This window comes from Chthoniobacter sp., from assembly GCF_040003245.1.
Taxonomy (GTDB): domain Bacteria; phylum Verrucomicrobiota; class Verrucomicrobiia; order Chthoniobacterales; family Chthoniobacteraceae; genus Chthoniobacter.
This window is the reverse complement of record NZ_JBDUCX010000142.1, coordinates 1-16,942: the sequence shown is the minus strand read 5'-3', so window position 1 is coordinate 16,942 and position 16,942 is coordinate 1. Positions and strand designations below refer to the sequence as shown.

Sequence of the window (16,942 nt, the reverse complement as noted above, 5' to 3'; positions counted from 1 at the left end):
GATATCCCCACCAAAATCCATCCGTTAAATCCGTGTCATCCGTGGTAAAAAAACTCCGTTGAACGAATGAAATTAACCGCGGACGACACGGATAGGCGCGGATAGGGGAAAATCCCCCGCCAAAATCCATCCGTTAAATCCGTGTCATCCGTGGTCAAAAAACTCCGCTGAACGAATGAAATTAACCACGGATGACACGGATGGGCACGGATAGGGGAAAATTCCCCGCCAAAATCCATCCGCGAAATCCGTGTCATCCGTGGTAAAAGCTCCGCCGATGAAGCACGAAGAGATCACCAAGGACATCATCGGTGCGGCGATGGCCGTGTTGAACGAACTCAAACCCGGCTTGGATGAGAAACTGTATGAAAACGCGCTTCTCATCGAATTGGTCGCCCGTGGACACACTGTGGAGCAGCAACGCGAATATCCGGTGCACTATAAAGGCCGCCTCATCGGTAGACTGGTACCCGATCTGATCGTCGATTCCACCGTCATTGCCGATCCCAAGGTGGTGACCGCTTTCAACGACACCCACATTGCCCAGATGCTCGGCTACCTGAACATCACCGCCCTCAACGTAGCGCTACTCCTGAATTTTAAGGAAGCCAAGCTCACGTGGAAGCGCGTGGTGAGAGGGCTCTCAGAAGACGACCACGGAGCACTCCGCTGACCGAATGAGATTAACCGCGGATGACACAGATGGGCGCGGATAGGGAAAATTCCCCCACCACTATCCATCCGTCAAATCCGTGTCATCCGTGGTCAAAAAAACTCCGCTGACCGAATGAGATTAACCGCGGATGACACGGATGGGCGCGGATAGAGGAAATTTTCCCACCAAAATCCATCCGTTAAATCCGTGTCATCCGTGGTCAAAAAATTTCAAAGCGGCGATTCCGCCCGCGCAAACGCCGCGCGCACTTCCTTGTCCAGCGCCTCCGGCGTGCGCCCATCGAGCAGGATCCCCATATACTTCGCGCACACCTTGCCCGGGTCGATGTTCCCCGGCCCGGCGGGCGCCACCGGCACCGTCGGCGCGGTCGGCGGCTTGAGCGTCGCCGGAAACCGAAACTGCCCCATGCCCAGATTCTCCACCCCCGGCAGTTTCCGGAAAACTTCCCAGTCCGCCTGGTACTGCTGCACGTCGCTTTCGTACTGCTTCACCGCCACCTGATACGCCGCCAGCGTCGTCTCGAAGCCCACCCACTGCTTCCGCTCCTCGTGGATCGCATCGAAAAACTTCTTCATCCGCGTCGCCTTCCCGTCGCCATCGAAGTGCATGAAATAAAACACCAGCGCGTGCGCCGAAAAATAGCGGCTCGGCAGCTCGCGGAATTCCGACTGCGCTCCACCGGGGATCGTGATTTCCTGCACCTGACTGTTCGCATCATTTTTCTTCGGCGGATCAAACGCCAGATTCGTAATCGGCCGCCGATTCGTAATCGAAGTGGTGTAACCCCACAGGTTATCCGCCCCCACCCAGCCTGGGCTCTTCCCTGCGCTCACCGTCACCCCGAGCTTCTTCACCCGCCCATAATTCCGCCGGTACTGCTTAAACCCCTCCACCGCCGCCGCCACATTGTAGCGCCCGCTGTCGTAGGGCAGATGCGCCGTGTATTCCGCCAGCCCCTCCGCCAGCCAGATCGGCATGTAGCGTAGATACTCGTGCATCATCTGGTGCGTCACCTCGTGCGTGATCACCTCGTTATTGATCGGCCCACCGAGAAAAAATTCGTTCCCGCGCGACCGCAACCCCACCTCTTCGAAGGGAATCCGAAACACCCCTTCCCTCGGCAGATACAGCGCCGCCGACCACTCCGGCGCCCCCGTCCACAGATAATCCTCCCGCGACATAAAAAGCTCCGCGCGAAAGATCCGCCCATCCTCCGGCCACGGATTGATCCCCCACGGCAGCTTCGCCACCAGCTCATAAGTGCTCTCGAACGTCTTGCAAATCGCCGTCATCGACGCCACCCCCAGCTTCACCGGCGTCGTGAATTCGAAATGCTTCGACCGGTAAACACTCTTCCCCGGCGTCTCCCGCACCACCTGGATCGTCATCGACATCAGCGGCTCATTGATCGACGACGGCATGTAGCGCTTCTCCGCCGGCAACCGCCCCCCATCCGGCGCCAGCGCCACCGGCAGCACCGGCTGCTTCAGCGGAACCGGAGTCACCCCCGCCCGCCCAAAGGGAGCCGCTGGCGCCTGCCCCCAAGTCGTCGAAGACACCACGCCCAGCCAACAAACCAACACCAGCGCACCGGGGGAAAATTCACCGCTCATGGACGCGCAACGTATCCCCGCCCCCTCCCGCCAAACAAGACGAAATCCTCGCCGCCCACTTCACATTCCAGACCAGAAAGGAAATCCAGAAAAATGACCGCGGATTGCGCGGATGGCACGGATGGGGATCGCTGGAATCCGTTTCATCCGCGCATTCCGTGGTCAAAAAGCCTTTTGGTTATCCCTCGCCGCGCGTCTCTGCGAGAATGGCGGCCGTGCTCATCCCCGTGGTCGCCGCGCCCCGAGCCCGCTCCAGCCAGCGTTCAAACGGCACCTCTGGCACGCCGCGCTGCCTCCGGCTTTCCAGCCACACCAGCAACTCGTCCACCTCTTGCGGCGGAAGCGCTTCGATGGCCCGTTCAATTTCGTTCAACGTGCTCATGCCAAAAGATTATTCACAGTCCCGCCCAAGGGCAAGCCGCCCCACCTCCCACCGCTTTCCATCTCCCCTTTGCTGTCCCCCCCCCTTCATCCTTCTGCCTTCATCGTTGTCTCCACGGCACCGCAGACATTTGTCCCCATTGCGCCATGGACCTCTCCCAGAGCGTCGAGTCGCAAAGCCTCGAATCAACCTTTCCCAAGCGCCCTCCCCACTCGCCGCGCCACCCGCGGCCAATGCTTCCGCACCAGATCACACTCCCACACCCGCACCACCTTCCATCCGTCCTTACGTAGGGATCGCGTCACCACCCGATCTCGAGCTTGATTCCATCCCAGCTTCGCCGCACAGATCAACTACCAGTTTTTGTTCGGGAAGACATTCCCGTCTTTGTCTAAAATTGCACCGCCAGCGAATACAGTCACTTGCACGACATATTCCTCGACCGTAATTGCGTCCTCAAAATCACGCTCCCCTTCGAGGAACTGGCGGAGTCGTTCGATGCAATCGTCCGCGATCTCGCGTTCGGCATCCTCGCGCCTCGAATAGATGACGGGATATCCGCGCTCGTCCCTTTCGATCGGGATAGGTCCTTGGCAAATTGTATCTATGTAGATGCAGAACCCATTCGGATTCGCCAAATGAACGCTCATTGGCCACGCAAGACGCTGAATTCTTGGAAGAGCCGTACGGGCAGAGGAACTACTAATCGCCAGACTATCGACATCGGTCGGTCACCTTCTGCATTCTCACGAACAACGGGACCGCATGCGCGGTAAGGCGTGCCTTTACGCAAACGGACGAAGAGTTGAAAAGTCCAGCCGTTGCCAGGGCTCTCGAGATACCGTTTACCAGCGGGCGTATTCGGGCCGGCGGAGTTCTGGGTTTGCCAATGGAAACACTCGGTGCTTATTGCGTAATCGTGGAAGGCACTGCGCTCGTGAAAGCCCTCGCTCTTATCCAAAGTTGCGAATAACAACTCTGTCTGCCGCTCTGGCAGACGAAGGACGCCCGCTTGGAACGGCACGCGTCGCTGCGCGCTAAGCCAACCGGCGGCGGTGAGAATCTCGCGTATTTCGTAGGAGGCGTGCAGGCACAACGGCATCTCTTCAAGGCCGGGGATTGATCGACGCCGGAGAGTCGAGCGCGACTGTAGAATCCCCGCGAGTTCACCGAATTCTTCGCGGATTACAGACGATTCCTTCAGCCTCGAGTAAAATTCCTCACCCGCTCCGGCTTGCCGATGTTGGCTATCAATCTGGTATGTCAACATCTGCAGGCGGAGGCGCTCCGTTGCATTCAATTCCGCGAGATCGACAATCGGTTCGCTCAGACGCAGAAAAAGAGCAATTTGGTCGGGATCATCAGAGTGCAAAAGACTTGAAAACCGCCGCCCGAAATACTCGTCCTCCGGTCTTGGTTCATCTTTGAGTAGACCTGCCTCTCGCTTCAGCGCCGTCCAACCACTCCTCTTACTGTCCCGATAAATTTCGTTCAACTCCACCGCCTGCTCTCGGAGGAACTCTGCCAATTGCACGTTCCCGCGTCCACGCAGGGCAACGTAAGCCTGCAACTCATTACGCAAACGTCTCCACGTCTGATTCACTACACTCCGCAAGTTCTGCAGTATTTGCGCTCTCGTCACCTTCTCAAGATGGATGTGGCAACCGGGGGGAAGAGAACTGAAACCATTCTCTACCGCGTTCACGAGTTCAACTCGAGATAATCCAGTAATACCGGAGAGCAATCGGTCGAACCGGAAGTCGGCGCGATGTCGACCAACAAAATCTATAACGAGGCATTCCTGTTTTCCGGGCGAAAGACGCAAGCCGCGTCCGAGTTGCTGTTGGAAGAGCACAGGGCTTTGCGTTGGTCTCAATAGAAGCAACGTATCTACACTCGGAAGGTCCACGCCCTCATTGTAGAGGTCACACGTCACGAGCACGCATAGTTCGCCGTTAGCCAACTTCGCGGGCGCTTTCTGCCGGTGTTCCGAATCAGTCTCTCCGAGCACACAGAATGCGGGCAACCCCGCTTCATTGAACTTCTGCGTCATGAACTTTGCGTGCTCAACACTAACGCAGAAAGCAAGCGCCCGGGATTTTCGTGGATCACCGGTCAGGCGCGTCCACTCGTCCACGACCATCCGCGCTCGCGCTGCGTTGCCATCGACAAGGGACTTGAGGTGTTCGATTTCTCCGGGGCGATCCCACGGAACTTCAGAGAAGTCAGTTTCATCATCACAACCGTAATACTCAAAAGGGCTGAGAAGTTGTAGATCGAGCGCATGCCAGAGCCGCAATTCGACGGCTGGCGATCCATCCGGACGATTCTCGAAATAGGGAAAGATCGGTTGTCCATCTGCTCGTTCCGGTGTTGCGGTGAGACCGAGGAGAGTCTTTGGGCCAACCGCGGTAACAAACTCGTGAAAGCTATCAGCCGCCAAGCGATGACATTCGTCGACGACAACGGTGTGCCAATAATCTACTCCGAATTGCTCCACGAGTTTGCGGGAGTTCACACTCTGGATCGTCGCAAAGAGGTGATCAAAACTCTGCGGCTCAGTGCCTCCGACAAGCAATTCGCCAAACGAATGATCGCGTAAAACTTCACGGTAGGTGCGACGAGCTTGAGTGAGAATTTCCAGGCGATGAGAAACAAAGAGCAGCCGTGGTCGTGCCGGACCCCGGCACGCACCTCGATAGTCAAATGCCGCCACAACCGTCTTGCCGGTGCCGGTCGCCGCAACAACGAGGTTGCGGTTCCTTCCGTGTTCGCGTTCCGTCGCCAACTGTTCGAGCATTTCCAGTTGGTAATCTTTCGGCGTGAGGTCAAAAAACGTCGTCGTCGCGCCAACATAGTCACCCGACTCACGCTTAAGGGCGCGCATCAGCTCTTCGCGATGCGTTGCAACTGTCGGGTCGTAATGCTGAAACTCGGCGTCATTCCATAACGTCTCGAAGTGCGCCTTCGCTCGAGCGAACAATCCGGATTGCCCCTGCTGCGTGAACTTCACCGTCCACTCCAACCCCCCGAGCAGAGCGGCACCTGAGAGGTTCGCGCTGCCAACGTAGGCAGAGCCAAATCCTGTCTCACGATGAAAGATCCAAGCCTTCGCATGGAGGCGAGTTCGGCGTCCGTCGAGCGACACCTTAACGTCACACCCAGGAAGCTGAGCAAGTGAATCGAGCGCCGCCACCTCCGTTGCGCCAATGTACGTCGTGGTCAAAACCCTCAAACGAGTGCGCGGATTCCCGTGCGCATCAACGGCCGTCACACTTTGCAGAATGTCTAGAAGCTTTCGTACGCCGGACACTGTGATAAAACTCACGAGGATATCCACCCGGTCACAACACTCGATTTCGTGACGGAGTTCCGTTAGCAGCGATGGCGAGCCCTTCCCCGCTGTGAATAGCCACGGAATCGCCAATCCAGTCTCTGGAGAGGACGTAGCAGCGCGCGTACGATGAATGCCGCGTAACAGCTGCGCGGGTTCAGGGAAAAGTTCTAGGTAGTCAGCAGTGGCGGCATCCTGCTGTCGAAGGTGCACGATCAGCGCGTTGATCAAACCAAGCTGCGCCTTCGCGCGTTCACCCGCGTCCCCCGTGATCGCGTCCAAGGCTCCGGTGAGTTGTCGACCTAGTGCTTCGATTAATCGTTCCGCTAGGTCTTCGTCGTTAACCGATTCCACTGATCGCCACTCCGGATTAGCGAATTGGGCAAGGGCCGCAGCCAGCGAACTCGTAACCAATTGGTCATAGAGACCTTCAGGGAGATTTTTTGGCATCACAATATGCAGTCCTAGTTCGACGGATTCTGCCGAGTTCTTTGGCCTACGTCCATGGACTATAAGTCACATCGTGCAGGTCACACACTGCGGCACTGCCCTACCCCAACAAAAGCTTCTCGTCCTCCGCCGGGACCGCCTCCGGCTCATCCGGCGAGCCCGCCTGTTGCGCGATGAAGGCGGCGAGGGCGGCGGTGCGTTGCTCGCGGGTGCTCGCTTTCTTGATGCGCTCGGTTTGCTCGGTGGCGAGGGTGTCGCAGCGTTCGTTTTTGGCGTGGCCGGCGTGGCCTTTGACCCATTTCCAGGTGATGTCGTGGCGGGCGGCGACGGCGTCGAGGCGCAGCCAGAGGTCCTTGTTCTTGACCTTCTTTTTCCACTGCTTCGCTTTCCAGGCGCGGATCCATTTGGTGATGCCGTCGCGCACGTACTTCGAATCGGTGAAGAGTTCCACTTCGCAGCGTTCCTTGAGCGCCGACAGGGCTTCGATGGTGGCCCGCAGTTCCATGCGGTTGTTGGTGGTGGCCAGTTCGCCGCCGCCCACTTCCTTTTTGGCGCCGCCGTACTCGAGCACGGCCGCCCAGCCGCCGGGGCCGGGGTTGCCGTGGCATGCGCCGTCGGTATGGATGGTCACCTTTTTCATCGGTAACCGCCGAAGGCACTCGGGTAACGGGTCACACGCAAGACGGAAAATGCGCATCCGCCCCGCGCTGCCCCGAAAAATCCATCATTAACCGCCGATGACACGGATGGGCACGGATAAAAGACCTCTTTGCACTACGCTCTCCCCATCTGTGTCATCCGCGTCATCCGCGGTTAAATAATCTGCCGGACCTTGGTTTTTTCCGGTCAATAAGACCTCACACAACCGCAGATAATAAACATATTATTCACATTGCGGGCATTTTTGGCAATTAAATTTCCCCGGTCGTTCCTTTTCCGGGCTCTCTCAAAACTCCACCCCCACGGTCACGGCCAGCGTCTGGTACGAGACGGTGATGTCGGAGTTGCTGTATTCGCCGGAGAGGAGGGCGCTCTGGCCCACATGCTGGTGGGCCGGGATGTGGTACTGGTAGGCGAGGTCGCAATGGTAGCGGCCCTGCTGGTAGCCGAGGCCGGCGGTGAAGACGTGTTCATCGATGGCGGCGGTGAGCGGGGTGAGCGTCTCGCTGGGCACGGGGCTGCGCGCGTAGCGGTAGCCGACGCGGGCGGCGAGGTGGTCGGTGACCTGGTATTCGGCGCCGAGGCGCAGGACCCACTGGCTGCGCCAGTCGAGCGCGGCGCGGTCGTTGAGGTGGCTCTGGCCGGCGAGGAGGGTGCGGTAGAGGGCGCTGTCCGTGTGGGTGAGGTTGACCTCGAGGGAGTTGAAGGCGTCGTGCCAATCGATCCAGTCGACCTGGGCGACGAGCTCGAGCCGCGGGATACAGCGCCAGGCAGCGCCGGCGCTGACGACTTGCGGGAAGTTGTTCGTCACCTCGGCGTCGAAGCCGGTGGTGGCGTCCACATTCTTGAGGCCGAGATTGGCGAGCTGCTGGCTGGCATCGGAGGTGGCGTGGCCGAAGGTGCGCAGGCGGGAGGGCAGGGTGTAGCTGAGGCCGACGCGGATGCTGTCGATGGGGCGCCAGAGGAGGCCGAACTGGCCATTCCAGCCCCAGCCTTCGGTCTCCAGGTCGAGGAGCGTCTTGGCGCCGGCGAGCTGCGGCTGGCTCTGGATGATGTAGGGGGCGGCGAGGCGGTTGCGGTTGTAGAGCAGGCCGGCACTCGCGCCGAGGGAGAGCCGCGGGGTGATGGCGTAGCTGGCGCCGAGGGCGAAGCGGATGAGGCCGATCTGCGAAAATTGCCGCTGGTTGCCGTAGCTGGTCGCGCCATCGAGACCGCCGGGCGTATCGCGATAACGCCAGTCGGCGCTGACGGCGGCATCGGTGATCACGCCCAAGGCGAGGGACACTGGGCCAAAGGTGCCGCCGAGCGCGCCATTCGGCACGGCCCCGAAATCGTGGAGCTGGGCGTCGTCATTGGCGTCGTTGTGAAGATCGGCATTCACCCAGCCGAAGTAGCCGCCGACCTCCAGTTGCGGCTTCCGCACGATGCTGAGCGCGGCGGGATTGGCCCCGAGCGCCTCGAGCGCGCTGCCGTAGCCCGTCACGGCCGCGCCGCCCATGGCCTGGCTATGGGCGCCGGGGCCATCGAGCAGGAGCCCGCTGGCCCGGGCCGGGAAACCGGAGGACACGAACAGGCCGGCGGCGGAAAAAATGTGCAGCAAAAGAGTGCGCGAGGGAGCAGGCAGACTGGAAGCCATCAAATCCGATAAAGCAGCACGCAAGCCAGCAGCGTTGCGGCGGCGACTTAATTGTGAGCACGATGGCTTTGTGCGAAGCTGAACTCCAATTACCCGCCGCCTTGTCGCAAAAATTGGAAAACTCCGCTGCCAACAGCCCACTTCGATATTTCCCGGCGGTTTTTCTCCGTGCGCTGGAAGGCGGCAATCATGCCATCGAACGTTTCATCCCGGAAAGTTGCCGGCATGATCCCGATCTCGCGCGGCGGGCCCGGCTGATCGCCCACTTCGGGGTCCAGGGGACGATTTTCGGCGCGGTCTATGCTATTTTTTACGGTCTGATCGGGCATTTCAACGGCGCGGCCGTGGTCCTGGTTTGCAGCGTGGTCTTTGCCGCCGTGCCGTGGATCTTAAAGCGCACGGGAAATATCGGGATGTCCGGCCATCTCGTGGTCGGCACGATGGCCGCGGGATTCACCTAACTCACGCTCATCGAGGGCGGCATCCATTGTCACGCCGTGGCATGGCTGGCCTCGGTGCCGCTGTGCGCCCTGCTGATTCTCGGCACCAAGCCGGCCATGATCTGGACGGGGGTCTGTTTCCTGACGGGAACGGTCATCTCGCTCTTGGCGCTGTTGGGGATGGATCTCGAACCGCTTTACGATCCCCGTTGGCGCGATCTCATCGACGCGGCGGGCAATCTCGGCATCATCATTTTCCTGTTTGTCCTCGGATTGGTTTTCGAGGTGAGCCGGGTCACGGCGTTCAATCGCCTGCGCCTGTCGATGGATGAACTGGCCGCCTCCAATGAGGAGCTCGCGCATCTGAACAATGAAAAGACCGAGTTTCTCGGCATGGCCGCGCACGACCTGCGCAATCCCCTCACGGCCATCATCGGCAATGCCGATCTGCTGCAGATGGAGATGCGAGGGGAAGCGGCGGAGAGTGGCCGGGAGATTTCCAAGGCGGGCCGGCGCATGCTGGAACTCATCACCGACCTGCTGGATGCCAACGCCATCGAGGCAGGCCGCTACGCTTCGCAAGTGGAGCCGCACGATCTGCGCGCGCTGGTCGTCGCCGGCCGGCAAAATCACGCCGCCGCCGCGGAGCGCAAGCAGAGCACGCTGCAGTTGCACGATGGCCCGGCGTGCTGGGCGCAGGTCGATCGCAAGGCCGTGCTCCAGATCGTGGACAATCTGGTTTCCAACGCGCTGAAGTATTCGCCGCCGGGGAGCGTCATCGCGCTGACCGTGCAAGCCTTGGACGAGGAAGTGGAATTCGCGGTGCGCGACCAGGGGCCAGGCATCAGCGCCGAGGATCAAAAGAAGCTTTTCCAGAAACATACCCGGCTCAGTGCGCGGCCGACCGGCGGGGAATCATCGGTCGGGCTCGGTCTCTCCATCGTCAAGCGGCTGGCCGAGGCGATGGGCGGCAGTGTCACCTGCGAGAGCACCATGGGCGCGGGCGCGACGTTCGCGCTCCGGTTGCGGGCGGTGCCGGCGGCGCTGGTGCGCAATGGCGCGGGTGCGCCGGAGGAAAGCCCGCAGGCGGGTTTGCCGCAGAGCGCTCCGGACAGCGAAACGCGTTTCTAACCGGCGACGCGAGCCGGCTTCCCGGTCGGCAGTTCCATCCATTTGACAAGAACGCTGCGCTACGGAACCTTTCGGGCGTTAGCGTGGATTAGAATGGTGGCCTGGTAGGATCGGTGGCGGCGAAGGGCCAGATAGGAGGAATTCATTGATGCATGTCACATTGAACAGATCGCTTTTTGTCAGCCGGACTTTCCCGCCGTTCCCAGCGTCTGGAGGTGGGTTCACCCCGTCCTCTTCCGACCAGTTCCGACTAACTCCACCCCAAAAACAGAATTTGCGCGCAGTCGCTTCTTCTCCTCCGAGCCTTGGTGTCTTGGTGTCGTCTCATCCTGGCGTTCTCCGGCTGCCATTCGGCACCTGTTCACTCTGGAACTCCGACCAGTTCCGACCAGTTCCGGCCGGAAAGTTCGCCCCGGCGAAGCCCCAAAGCGAAGCCGGACAGCCTCCCCCTATCTCCGCCCCGGCAAACCCACCCACATTCGAGCTCATTTACTCTGCAATCGCACCGAATCGCACCAATGAACCTGACCCGCGAAATCCTTCCGCTCCCAGTGAATCACTCCCGGCGCCAAACGCAGCTTGCCGGGGAACGGTGCACGCCTATCCTGTAGGCCATGAGCGCGGCTGCACCCGTTTCTTCGCCCGAGCCCCGGATGGGTCTCGAGCCGCTGGGCCCCCTCGCGGCGCGGCTCAGCACGGCGGATCGCATTTTGCAAAAGGAGCGCAGCGCCAGCCTGCTGCTGAGGGCGTGGCCGTGGTTCACGGGATTGCTCGCGGCGGCCTTGATGGCGGACGTAGTGCTGCACCTGACGAGCGGTGCGCGGCTCGGTATCGACGTCGCAATGGTGCTGCTGGTGCTGCTCGGCGGGGCCCGGTACCTGTGGCTGGCCCTCGGCAAGCGCAACACCTTCGAGCATGTGGCGCGCACGCTCGAGACGCGGCATCCGCGGCTGGGCTCGAAGCTCATCAATGTCCTCCAATTGCGCGCGCAGACGCAGGACCCGGCGCTCGCGCCGCTCACCCGCGAGCTCGCCGGAATGGCGATCGGCGGTTACGTCGAGGAATTACGCAACGAGCCGATCGAGCAACTGGCGCGGACGACGCGGGTGCAGGAAGACGCGAAGCGCGCCGCCCTGGGCCTGCTCGGGTTTGCCGCCCTGCTGGCCATTCTCTTCGACATCACGCGCACGGAGATTCCCCGTTTTTTCGATCCGTTTGGCGATCATCCACCCTATTCATTCACGCGCCTGGAGATCACCGACCCATCGGCGGATGGCACGGCGGTGGTCTACAACGAAAACCTCGTCGTCACGGCGAAGTCTTCCGGCCACCGGCCGGCGGAGCTGTATCTGAGCTGGTTCCCGGCCGGCCACCCAGAGCAGACGGCGACCTTGCCGATGTTTGACCGGGGCGACCGCGGCTTCACGCAGCAGGTCGAGAACGTCAAAAGCGATCTCGTCGTTTTCGTCCATACGAAGAACCAGCACGCCCTGAGCCGGCAGCGCCATGTGGGCGTGATCCTCACGCCGCGGCTGGAGAAGGCGTGGGTGAAAATCACGCCGCCCGCCTATACGGGGCTGGGCGCGACGGAGAAGCCGTTCGAGTTCAAGACGGTGAAGGCGCTGGAGGGCAGCGCGATCGAGTTTCGCTTCGCCTCGAATCGGCCGTTGGGCAGCGGGCACATCACGGTCTCGACCGATAGCGGAGTGGAGCCGGTGACGATGACGCCGGGCGAAGAGAAGCAGGTGATCGGCCGGATGGTGGCGAAGAAACCGGCGCAGTTGAAATTCTCGATCGTTGATCGCGATGGTTATCCTTCGCAGGAGACGTGGGAAGCCGCGCTCATCGTGACGCACGACCTGCCGCCCGACGTACAGGTGACGAATCCGCCCAACGATTCGTTCGTCGCCATGGATTTCAAGGCCGAGCCGGCGATCGAGGCGAGCGACGATTACGGGCTGAAGACGCTGCGCATTCACACCGCGCACAACGGCACCTTCGGCGAGCCGAAGGTGATCGACTACGACCGCGTCACGCTGCACACCCGCGAGATTGTGACGTTTGATTTTAAGACGATGGGCCTGCAGTCCGGCGACACGGTGTCGCTCTTCGCCGAGGCTATCGACAACGCGCCCGAGCCGCATATCGCCCGCAGCAAGACGGTGACGTTCACCGTCATCAGCACCGAGGAGTACAACGACTTCCTGCGCGAGCGCACGGACATCAGCGACATCGAGGCCAAATACGCCAAGCTGGTGAACGACATGCGCGACCTCATCGAGCAGCAGAAGAAGGTCGGCGAGGAAATTGCGGCGCTCCAAAAACAACTCGCGGCGGCGAAATCCGACGCGGATAAAGCGGCGGTGCAGAAGAAGCTGGACGATCTGCTCGCGCAGCAGAATGCGCTCAATGCCAAGCTCAACAAACTGGCGGACACGATGGAGAATTTCGTGCGCGACCAGCCGCTCTACGATATCGAAGCGGAACTGAAGAACACGCTCGCGGAGAAGGCGCAGGAGATTCGCGACTCGACCCAGGCGAATGCGGAAGATCTCCAGAAGGTGGCGCCCCAGCCGCCCGAAGCGAATGGGCAGCAACCACCACCGGCGGGCGGGCAACCGCAGCCGCCGCAAAAGTCCCCACCAAAGGGTCAACAGGCCAGTGGCCAGCCCTCCTCCGCCAGCCAGCAGCCGCCCAGCCAAAAGATGCTGGACGATTTCAAGCAGGCCTCCGACGAGCAACTCGCGCGACTCGGCGCGACGGAACAGGAAACGGAAAACGAAGTCCTCAAGCCGCTCGAGGACATGAGCCTGATGCAGGAGATCATCAAGGACATCAACCACTACAAAGACCTCTACGCGGCGCAGCAGGAACTGGCGAAACAAGCGCAGGCTTACAACCGGCCGGGCCCGTTGACCCGTGAAGACCAGCTCGCGCTCAAGGACCTCGCCGCGCAGGAAAAGTCGATCGGCGAAGACCTCGACAGCCTCGAGCAAAAGCTATGGGACGACGGCAAAGCGGCGCAGGAGAAATTTCCGAAGGCCGCGGAAAGCGCGCAAACGATCTCCCAGCGCATGGGTGACCTCAAGCTGCAAACCCTCGCTCACCAGGCCACCGGTGAAATGGTCGCGGGGAATGGCAGCAATGGCGCCGCGCTCTCGGAAACCCTGCGCGGCGAGATGGAAAAGCTCTTCTCCCAATGCAAGTCGAAGGATGGCGAGATGGACAACGAACTCGACCAATACCTGAGTATTCAGCGCGGGATGAATCCGGCCGCGAATTTCAAACAAATGATGCAGTGCCGCAAGCTGGGCACCGGCGGATCCAAGCCCGGCAACGGCAGCGAGGGGAATGGCGGGCGCGACGGCTATGCGATCATCAGCGGGCAAAACCCGAACGTGCTCGGCAACGAAGCGCTGCCTTCCCACACGGACAAGGCTCAGAACGACGGCCACGGCAAAAACAAGACGCCGCCCAATGTCGTGCAGCCCGAGGTGGCGCTCGACAAGAGTGATGTGGTGAAGGGCGTGAATCCATTGAACCGCGAATCCGAGGCGGTGCAGAGCGAAACGATCATCCAACAATACAGCGACCTCGTGGAGGAGTACTTCAAGGCCCTCACCAAGAGCCCGAAGAAAGAAGCGAAATCGAAGGCAAAACCATGACCCGATCCTGGCTGACGTTTTTTAAGATCACGCTGCTCGCCCTCGGGGCGCTGGGCTGGATGCCGATCGCCGCGTCGGGCGTGGGCGCGGGTGTTTCCGCGGAGCAAAAGCAGAAGGAGATGGAGGCCGAAGTGGTCAAGGCGGCGGACGCGCCGAGCGCCGACCTGACGAAGCTGCAATGCGGCAATCTCGTCTACGCCGGCGGCAAGAGCTCCATCTGTTTCGCCGACAAATTCCTGACCGACGTCGCCACGCAAACCAATCTCAACGTCGGCAAGACGTTCATCCCTGTGCGCCTCGACGCGGACAATGTTTTCGATTTCCCGTTTTGCGTGTGGTCGGGCGAGGACGATTTCGCCCTAACAAAAAAGGAGCGCGATAACTTGCGGAAGTATCTGCTCAATGGCGGCTTCATCCTCAGCAGCCCGGGCTGCTCCGATCCGCGCTGGGACACCGCGCTGCGCCGCGAGTTGAAGCTCATCTTTCCCGAATACAAAATGGTCAAGCTGGCGATGTCGCACCCGGTCTTCTCCATCGTGAACCAGATCTCGCGGCTCACGGACAAGCACGGCGGGCCGGCCTTCGTCGAGGGCATGGAAGTGAACGGCCGCCTCGTGATGGTCTATTCCAAGGACGGCTTGAACGATGTTGCCAATGCCAAGGGCTGCTGCTGTTGCGGCGGCAACATGATCGCCGAATCGGTGCTCGTGAACGTCAACGTCTTCACCTACGCGCTGCTCTATTGATGCGGCCCGGCTTCCCGACTGATCGCCGCGCATGAAGCCTTGGCTTTGGCTGGCCGCCCTCGTGGCGCTCGCGACCGGCGCGTGGTTTCTGATGAAGCCCAAGCCGGTCCTGGCGCCGGGCCGTCCGCTCACCCTCTTTCTTACCTGCGATGTGCATGGCCGCCTCGTGCCGTGCGGATGTTTTTCCGGACAACTGGGCGGGCTCACCCGCATCGCCACACTTTTTGGGCCGCCGAATCCGGACCAGATCCGCGTGGACGCCGGCGACGCCATCGCGGGCAGCGCGGATTACGAGCGCATTCAATACGGCTACATCCAGCAGGCCTTCGGCAAACTCGGCTATGATGCACTGAACGTCGGGCACCGCGAAGCGCACCTCACCGCCGCGCAACTACGCGACCTGAAAGCGCATTCGCCGGTGACGATGCTCAGCGCCAATCTCCTCGACAAGGCCACGGGCGCACCGCTCTTCGACACGCACAAGATCATCGACCGCGATGGCTGGCGCGTGGCCCTCGTCGGCGTGCTCGATGGCCGCAGCCTGGGTGATGGGCTCGGCGATGGCCTGGCCGTCGAGGACATGGGGGTCGCGCTCGGGCGATTGCTCCCGCAACTCAAGGGTCGCGCGGATTTCATCGTACTCCTCGCCTTCGCCGATGAAGCTGGGCTCACCGATCTCGCGCGGCAATTCTACGAGCTCGACGTGATCCTCGGCGGCAAGGTGCGCCAGCCTTCGCAAAAGCTCATCAAGGAAAACCGCAGCCTCATACTCGCGACGACAAATGAAGCGCGCGCCGTCGGCTACCTGCAAGCGACGTGGCGCGCCCCGCACCTGCTCGGCCCGCTCAAGGGAGAAGTGCAACTCGTGGACGACCGCATCCCGCAGGATCCGGACATCGCCGCGCTGGCCACCGCGTATCGCGAAGAGATCCGCCACACGAAGCTCGCCATCGATGACCCAGCCACGCTACGCGAAGACATGGTACCCGGCGTGCAGCCGCACAACAGTTACGCCGGCACGCAAAGCTGCGTGCAGTGTCACCCGAGCGCCGCGAAGGCCTGGCTCGGCAGCGGGCACGCCCGGGCCTTTGCCACGCTGGTAACCTTCCGGGCGGATGCGGACCCCAACTGCATCACCTGCCACACGGTGGGCTTCGGCACGCCCACCGGTTACCGGCGCGAAGCCGGGGTAACCAGCCCGCTAATCAATGTCGGGTGTGAGAGTTGCCACGGCCCGGGCAGCGAACATGTGAAGGTGCGCAGTTCCGGCGGTGAAGCCGAGATGCACTTCCGCCCAGTCGGCGCGGGCGACTGCCAGAAATGCCACCACGGCGAGTTCAGCCGTCCGTTCGATTACGCGACCTTCTGGCCAGACGTCGCGCATGGCAAGGAAACCCCAAAGTCACCTAACACCGCGTTACCGCCTCCCGGATTGATCGATGGCCCGGCGCCCAACGCACGCCCAGAAACCACTATCAAACCACGGAAGTGACACCGCCGAAAAAAACAAAACCTCCGCCCGGACGAACCTGGCGGAGGTAATTGAAGGGTCGGCGTCCGGATTACTTCGCGGGCTTGTCCGCGGGTTTCGCGGCGCCCTTGGCGGGCTTGTCTTCTTTCACTTCGGCGGTCTGCGCGGTCATGCTGTACTGGATGGTGACCTTCGCGCCGACTTTCAGTTCGCCGGTCACTTTCGTGTCGGCAGTGCGGGCGACTTCCCATTTGTCCTTGCCCTTTTGGACGACGATTTTCGTGTCCGTGAGTTCAAGGATCGGGCCGGTGACTTGATAGGTATTGGCGTCCGCGGCAAAGGCGGCGGCGCTGAGGGCCAGGGCGGAGACCATGGCAAGGAGGGAGGATTTGTTCATAGGGTGAAAGTATACCGCTGTGTCACAGAGGTAGGCAAGCGGCAGGAGCATCGCGATTCCGCCCGGTGTCCAAAAACCGGCAGTCATGCTGAGCTTGCGAAGAACCTCTGATTTCTGCCTTTCCTCACCAGCCCAACGATAGATGCCGGAGCGAAATCAGAGGTACTTCGCAGGCTCAGCATGACGGGCGTGGGGGGGGCGACGCGCCCCTTGAGTCGGCAACGCTTTTGGGCCCTCTGCAGTAAAATCCCGTCCCGATCCCACTTGGCGTCTCTATCTCATCACTTTTTCCGCAATGGAGCCAATGGAACCAATGGAGCGATGCACTTTTTTCGCCGGGT

General features: G+C 61.0%; 13 protein-coding genes. 6 read left to right on the top strand and 7 right to left on the bottom strand.

Features of this window, described 5'->3' with window-relative positions; genetic code table 11:
• Window positions 1-277: 277 nt before the first annotated feature.
• Window positions 278-673: a GxxExxY protein gene (locus ABJF10_RS18895; RefSeq protein WP_348546158.1), complete on the top strand. Its 396-nt coding sequence runs from the start codon at window positions 278-280 to the stop codon at window positions 671-673.
• A 212-nt stretch (window positions 674-885) separates the two neighbouring features.
• On the opposite strand, the gene ABJF10_RS18890 is transcribed toward ABJF10_RS18895, so the two are convergent.
• From ABJF10_RS18890 to ABJF10_RS18865, 6 genes are all read right to left on the bottom strand, one after another.
• On the bottom strand, window positions 886-2,289 hold the full coding sequence (locus ABJF10_RS18890) for a hypothetical protein (RefSeq protein WP_348546157.1): 1,404 nt from the start codon (window positions 2,287-2,289) through the stop codon (window positions 886-888).
• Window positions 2,290-2,467: 178 nt separating this feature from the next.
• Window positions 2,468-2,671, bottom strand: coding sequence for a hypothetical protein (locus ABJF10_RS18885; protein ID WP_348546156.1), 204 nt, complete (start codon window positions 2,669-2,671; stop codon window positions 2,468-2,470).
• 353 nt (window positions 2,672-3,024) lie between these two features.
• Window positions 3,025-3,321, bottom strand: coding sequence for a hypothetical protein (locus tag ABJF10_RS18880; RefSeq protein WP_348546155.1), 297 nt, complete (start codon window positions 3,319-3,321; stop codon window positions 3,025-3,027).
• Window positions 3,318-6,455, bottom strand: coding sequence for a DUF3427 domain-containing protein (locus ABJF10_RS18875; RefSeq protein ID WP_348546154.1), 3,138 nt, complete (start codon window positions 6,453-6,455; stop codon window positions 3,318-3,320). The genes ABJF10_RS18880 and ABJF10_RS18875 overlap by 4 nt, the downstream gene beginning before the upstream one ends.
• A 100-nt stretch (window positions 6,456-6,555) precedes the next feature.
• Window positions 6,556-7,095, bottom strand: a complete 540-nt coding sequence (gene rnhA / locus ABJF10_RS18870) for a ribonuclease HI (protein ID WP_348546153.1) — start codon at window positions 7,093-7,095, stop codon at window positions 6,556-6,558.
• A 306-nt stretch (window positions 7,096-7,401) separates the two neighbouring features.
• The gene (locus tag ABJF10_RS18865; protein WP_348546152.1) at window positions 7,402-8,715 is read right to left on the bottom strand and encodes an outer membrane protein transport protein; all 1,314 of its coding nucleotides are present in this window, start codon (window positions 8,713-8,715) and stop codon (window positions 7,402-7,404) included.
• Between the two features lie 137 nt (window positions 8,716-8,852).
• On the opposite strand from ABJF10_RS18865, the gene ABJF10_RS18860 reads away from it, so the two are divergent.
• The 5 genes from ABJF10_RS18860 to ABJF10_RS18840 all read left to right on the top strand — a co-directional run bounded on the left by ABJF10_RS18860 (window position 8,853) and on the right by ABJF10_RS18840 (window position 16,225).
• Window positions 8,853-9,212, top strand: coding sequence for a hypothetical protein (locus ABJF10_RS18860; protein WP_348546151.1), 360 nt, complete (start codon window positions 8,853-8,855; stop codon window positions 9,210-9,212).
• A 36-nt stretch (window positions 9,213-9,248) separates the two neighbouring features.
• Window positions 9,249-10,322 carry a HAMP domain-containing sensor histidine kinase gene (locus ABJF10_RS18855; RefSeq protein WP_348546150.1) on the top strand — a complete coding sequence of 358 codons (1,074 nt, stop codon included), beginning with the start codon at window positions 9,249-9,251 and terminating at the stop codon, window positions 10,320-10,322.
• Window positions 10,323-10,936: 614 nt separating this feature from the next.
• Window positions 10,937-13,987, top strand: a complete 3,051-nt coding sequence (locus ABJF10_RS18850; protein ID WP_348546149.1) for a hypothetical protein — start codon at window positions 10,937-10,939, stop codon at window positions 13,985-13,987.
• Entirely contained in the window at window positions 13,984-14,733 is a 750-nt protein-coding gene (locus tag ABJF10_RS18845; RefSeq protein ID WP_348546148.1) for a DUF4159 domain-containing protein, read from the top strand. The genes ABJF10_RS18850 and ABJF10_RS18845 overlap by 4 nt, the downstream gene beginning before the upstream one ends.
• A gap of 31 nt (window positions 14,734-14,764) precedes the next feature.
• Window positions 14,765-16,225 carry a multiheme c-type cytochrome gene (locus ABJF10_RS18840; RefSeq protein WP_348546147.1) on the top strand — a complete coding sequence of 487 codons (1,461 nt, stop codon included), beginning with the start codon at window positions 14,765-14,767 and terminating at the stop codon, window positions 16,223-16,225.
• Between the two features lie 70 nt (window positions 16,226-16,295).
• Here the strand turns inward: ABJF10_RS18840 and ABJF10_RS18835 are convergent, their stop codons facing one another.
• Window positions 16,296-16,601, bottom strand: a complete 306-nt coding sequence (locus ABJF10_RS18835) for a hypothetical protein (RefSeq protein WP_348546146.1) — start codon at window positions 16,599-16,601, stop codon at window positions 16,296-16,298.
• Window positions 16,602-16,942: the final 341 nt, after the last annotated feature.